The 4,454-nt window shown below is 66.8% G+C and carries 2 protein-coding genes and 2 pseudogenes; 1 reads left to right on the forward strand and 3 read right to left on the reverse strand.

The genetic code is table 11. The features are described 5' to 3' along the window. Nucleotides 1-214: pseudogene (locus tag EOD07_RS24085) on the reverse strand (S58 family peptidase); the annotation flags it as partial. A gap of 8 nt (nt 215-222) precedes the next feature. Next, entirely contained in the window at nt 223-1,788 is a 1,566-nt protein-coding gene (gene xseA, locus EOD07_RS24090) for an exodeoxyribonuclease VII large subunit (RefSeq protein WP_127237222.1), read from the reverse strand. Nucleotides 1,789-1,908: 120 nt separating this feature from the next. Between xseA and EOD07_RS24095 the strand changes: the two genes are divergently transcribed. Continuing rightward, nucleotides 1,909-4,119, forward strand: a complete 2,211-nt coding sequence (locus EOD07_RS24095; protein WP_127237223.1) for an EAL domain-containing protein — start codon at nt 1,909-1,911, stop codon at nt 4,117-4,119. A gap of 2 nt (nt 4,120-4,121) precedes the next feature. Here EOD07_RS24095 and EOD07_RS24100 read toward each other — a convergent pair. After that, nucleotides 4,122-4,454: pseudogene (locus tag EOD07_RS24100) on the reverse strand (LysR family transcriptional regulator); the annotation flags it as partial.

Raw genomic sequence — 4,454 nt, forward strand, 5'->3', positions numbered from 1 at the left:
GTCCCTCGCGTGTCGGCAACGGACCGGTGCGCACCGGTCCGTTGCCGACACGCAAGGGACCCTCGCCGGAAATCAGCGTCGTGTAGCCCACCGACACGCCCGGCCGTTTCAACGCCATCACCGACGTACCGGGCGTCCCGTCGAGCGCGATGCCGAACGCGCGCAGGCGCGGCTTGCCCGACGGGGTGCGACGATGTGGGTCGTGGTTGCTCATGGAAACCCTCAGAACAACGAACCCTGATTGCCCGGCTCCTTGGCCTTGGCGGGCGACCTCGCGGCCAGCTTCGGCCGCGCGCCGCCGGAGGTCGCGATGGCTTCGGCCGTGCCGTCCGCGAATTCCAGCTGCAGCGCCGCGCCCGGCGCCAGTTCCGCGACCCGTTTGATGACGGCGCCGTCGGCGTCCTTGACCAGCGCGAAGCCGCGCGCCAACACGGCCTTGTGCGACAGCGTGGAAAGCAGCCGGTCGGCCTGGGTCAGCGCAGCGCGCAGCCTGTCCAACTGCCGAGCCACCGCCTGGTCCTGACGCCGTGTCAGTCCGGTCAAGGCGTCGGCCTGCTGCCTTTGCCTTCTCTCGATCGGCGCCGGCGATAGCCTGACTTGGGTGCGCTTGAAACGCGCGCGCCGCTCGCGCACGATGGCGAAGAACGCCGCGCGGGCACGCGCGATGTCGCGGCCGGTCAGCGTGCGCGCTTCGTTCAGGCGCCGCGACAGGGTCGCCGGCGTCAGCCTTTGCCGCTCCAGCGTGGCCCGCTTGCGCTCGATATTCACCGTCAGCCCGCGGCCGAGGCGGCTGGTCGCATCGTCGAAACGGCGGCGCGGCAGCGCCAGCAACTGGTCGGGCGAGGGGAGCGCGCGTGCCGCGGCCCGGACCGCCTGGCGCTTGCGCTCCAGATGCCGCGAGGCGCAGGCGTTGAGCCGCGCGCCGAGGCTGGCCAAGGTTGCCTCCAGGTCCGCCCTGACCGGCACGGCGATTTCGGCCGCGCCCGTCGGCGTCGGCGCGCGCATATCGGCGACGAAGTCGATCAGGGTCGTGTCGGTCTCGTGCCCGACGGCCGAGATCACCGGGATGCCTGAGGCTGCAACCGCGCGTGCCAGCCCTTCGTCGTTGAAGCCCCAGAGGTCTTCGAGGCTGCCGCCGCCGCGCGCCACGATCAGAAGATCGGGCTGGCGGATGGGTCCGTCCCATGTCAACGCGTTGAAACCGTTGACGGCTGCAGTCACCTCTTTGGCGGTCGTCTCGCCCTGGACCCGCACCGGCCAGACCAGCACATGAAGCGGGAACCGGTCCTTGATGCGATGGATGATGTCCCGGATCACCGAGCCGGTCGGCGAGGTGACGACGCCGATGACTTTTGGCATGAACGGCAGCCGCCGCTTGCGGCCGGCGTCGAACAGGCCTTCGGCCTGCAGCCGGCGCTTGCGTTCTTCGAGCAGCGCCATCAGCGCGCCGGCGCCCGCCGGCTCCAGATTGTCGATGACGATCTGGTAGTTGGATTTGCCGGGGTAGGTCGTCAGTCTGCCGCTGGCGATCACCTCCATGCCTTCCTCGGGGCGGAATTTCAGCCGCGCCATGGTGGTTTTCCAGACCACGGCGTCGATCCGCGCGCGGTCATCCTTCAACGCGAAGTAAGCGTGGCCGGACGAATGCGGGCCGCGATAGCCGGAAATCTCGCCACGCACCCGCACATTGCCGAAAGCGTCCTCGACAGTGCGCTTCAGCGCGCCGGAAATCTCGCTCACCGTGTATTCGGTGGCGTTGCTGCGTGATTCGGTTGCTGTTTCACTCATTTGGCGATTGGGGAGCGCTTATCGGCCCGCGTCAAGCGCGGAGAAACCTCGCTAATATTATAACGCGATTTTAAGCCAGATTTGCTTTGACTGGCGGCACAAGAGCCGGCCAGGGACGCGATGAGCGCACGCCACGACAGCAGCCCGTTGACGCGTCAGGTCACGCTGACCGTGCTGACGCTCGCGGCTTTCGCCTTGGCCATCGTCGTTGGCTTCGTCTTCTACGTCGCCGGCCAGGCCGATAACGCCTCGCTCGAACGGCAGAAGATGTTCATCGCCGATGGCCTGCAGGACCAGATCGCGGCCGTCGAGCGGGAGCAGGAAAGCGTTTCGGTCTGGGACGATTCCGTCGTCAACGCAAATGCCGGCAACCAGGCCTGGATGGCCGACAATCTCAGCGTCTGGATGTACACCTATTACGGCCATAACCGGATCTACATTCTGGATGGCGCCAACCGTCCGATCCACGCCATGCGCGAGGGCAAGGTGGTCGATACGTCCGCCTATGGCGAGGATCGGCCCGTCCTTCTTCCCACCATCGAAAAACTGCGTGGCATGCTGGCGCGACCGCCCGAAGCCGACACGTCCGGCCAGCCCGCGAAGGCGGTCGCCGAGGATCTGGTGTCGCTCGACGGCAAGCCTGCTATCTTGAGCGTCACGCCGCTGGTGCCGAGCTCGGACAGGATCGCTCAGGCGCCCGGCACCGAATATCTGCATATCTCGGTCGAATTCATCAGCGACGCGGTCGTCGGCAAGATCGCCGGAAAGTATCTGCTCGAGGGCGCGCGTCTGGTGCCGTTGTCCGAGCCGGTCGGCCCGGCCGCCGTGCCGCTGGTGGATGCGCGCGGCGTGATCCTCGGCTATATCGGCTGGGACCAACTCCGGCCCGGCCTTGCTTTGGTGCGTAAGATCGCTCCTGCCTTGGCGATCGCGCTGCTCCTGGCGGGCGGCGTGCTGGTGTTCCTGCTGCGCAGGTTGCGTCGCGCCTCGGCCGCGTTGCAGACAAGCCAGGACCAGGCGCAATATCTCGCCTTCCACGACACGCTCACCGGCCTGCCCAATCGCGCGCTGTTCGAGGACCGCTTGCGGCGCACGCTGCTCTTCGCCAGCCAGGACGGAACCCGCGTGGCGCTGCTTTACCTCGATCTCGATCGTTTCAAGCATATCAACGACACGCTCGGCCATCCCGCCGGTGACGAGCTCGTGCGCCAGACGGCGGCGCGGCTCAGGCACACGATCCGCGAAGTCGATACCGTCGCCCGGCTCGGCGGCGACGAGTTCGCCATCATCCTGCTCGACGTTCCCGACGCCGGAAGCGCCAAAGACATCGCCGAAAGGCTGCTGGCGAAGCTGCGTCAGCCGTTCCGGCTCATCGACGACCAGGTCTTCGTCAGCGCGAGCGTCGGCATCGCGCTGTCGTCCGGATCGGAGGCGGACGCGGACGACCTGCTGCGCAAGGCCGACATCGCGCTTTACGAGGCCAAGAAGAACGGTCGCGGCCGCTACGAGGTGTTCGCCGGCGACATGGACGACCTTTTGTTGCGCAAGCGCAAGGTCGAATCGGAACTCCGCAAGGCGCTGGAGGGCGAAGGCGGCATAAAGCTCGCCTATCAGCCGGTTTTCGCGGCCGACGGCTGCCGGATTCTCGGGGCCGAGGCGCTGATCCGCTGGGGGCATGAGGTGCATGGCGCCTTGCCCGCGGCGCAATTCATCGCCATTGCCGAAGAGCGCGGCCTGATCGGCGATTTGGGCAAATGGGCCCTGAGCGAAGCTTGCCGCTTCGCCGTCAGGACCGAACTGCCCTGGGTCGCGGTCAACATCTCGCCGATGCAGTTGCGTGATATCGGCTTTGCCGAACAGGTCTCCACGGTCCTGAGCGAAACCGGACTCGACCCCTCACGCCTGCAGCTCGAGACCACCGAAAGCGTTCTGCTCGAGCACAATGACACGATCGGCACGGTGATTGACGCGCTGCGCCAGTCCGGCGTGCGCATCGTGCTCGACGATTTCGGCACCGGCTATTCGTCGTTGAGCTATCTGCGCCGCCACGCGATCGACAAGCTGAAGATCGACCGCTCCTTCGTGCGTCTGCTCGACGAGGACGAAAGCGCCCGCGCAATCGTCAAGACGCTGATCGAGCTGGCGCTGGCGATCAAGGTCGAGGTGACCGCCGAAGGCGTCGAGACCGACGCGCAAAAGGCCTTGCTGGTCGGCATGGGTTGTCGCCAGATGCAGGGCTATCTGCTGTCTCCGCCGCTGGAGCCCGGCCAGTTGCTTGCGCTGCCCGGTGTCTCGTCGGCCGACCGGGAGCGTTCCGCCGCTCGGGCCTGACGTTACCATCCAGGCATGATCTGGTTCGCCTTGACACGCTTCATCTTGGCGAAAGCGAGCGCGGCGAAGTCGAAGCTTCCCGCCTCTTCGCTGACCGGCACGGAAATGTTGTCGAGGCTCTCGGCGATGTGGCGGGCCAAGGCGTCGACGATCTCCGGCTGCGAGGTCTGGCCGCGCATGATGCCGATGCGGCAATCCGGCAACTGGCCGAAGCCGTCCGCCTCGCCGAGCACGCGCATGCCGGGCCTGAGCGCGCATTCCGGCAGCACCGAGACCGCCAGGCCCGAAAGCACGGCCGCGGTGATGACGGTGGCCGAGAAGCTGGAGAACAGCAC

Source organism: Mesorhizobium sp. M2C.T.Ca.TU.002.02.1.1 (assembly GCF_003997225.1).

Coding starts and splice junctions, on each gene's coding strand:
- xseA (WP_127237222.1), bottom strand. CDS start 1,788: ATGAGTGAAACAGCAACCGAATCACGCAGCAACGCCACCGAATACACG.
- EOD07_RS24095 (WP_127237223.1), top strand. CDS start 1,909: ATGAGCGCACGCCACGACAGCAGCCCGTTGACGCGTCAGGTCACGCTG.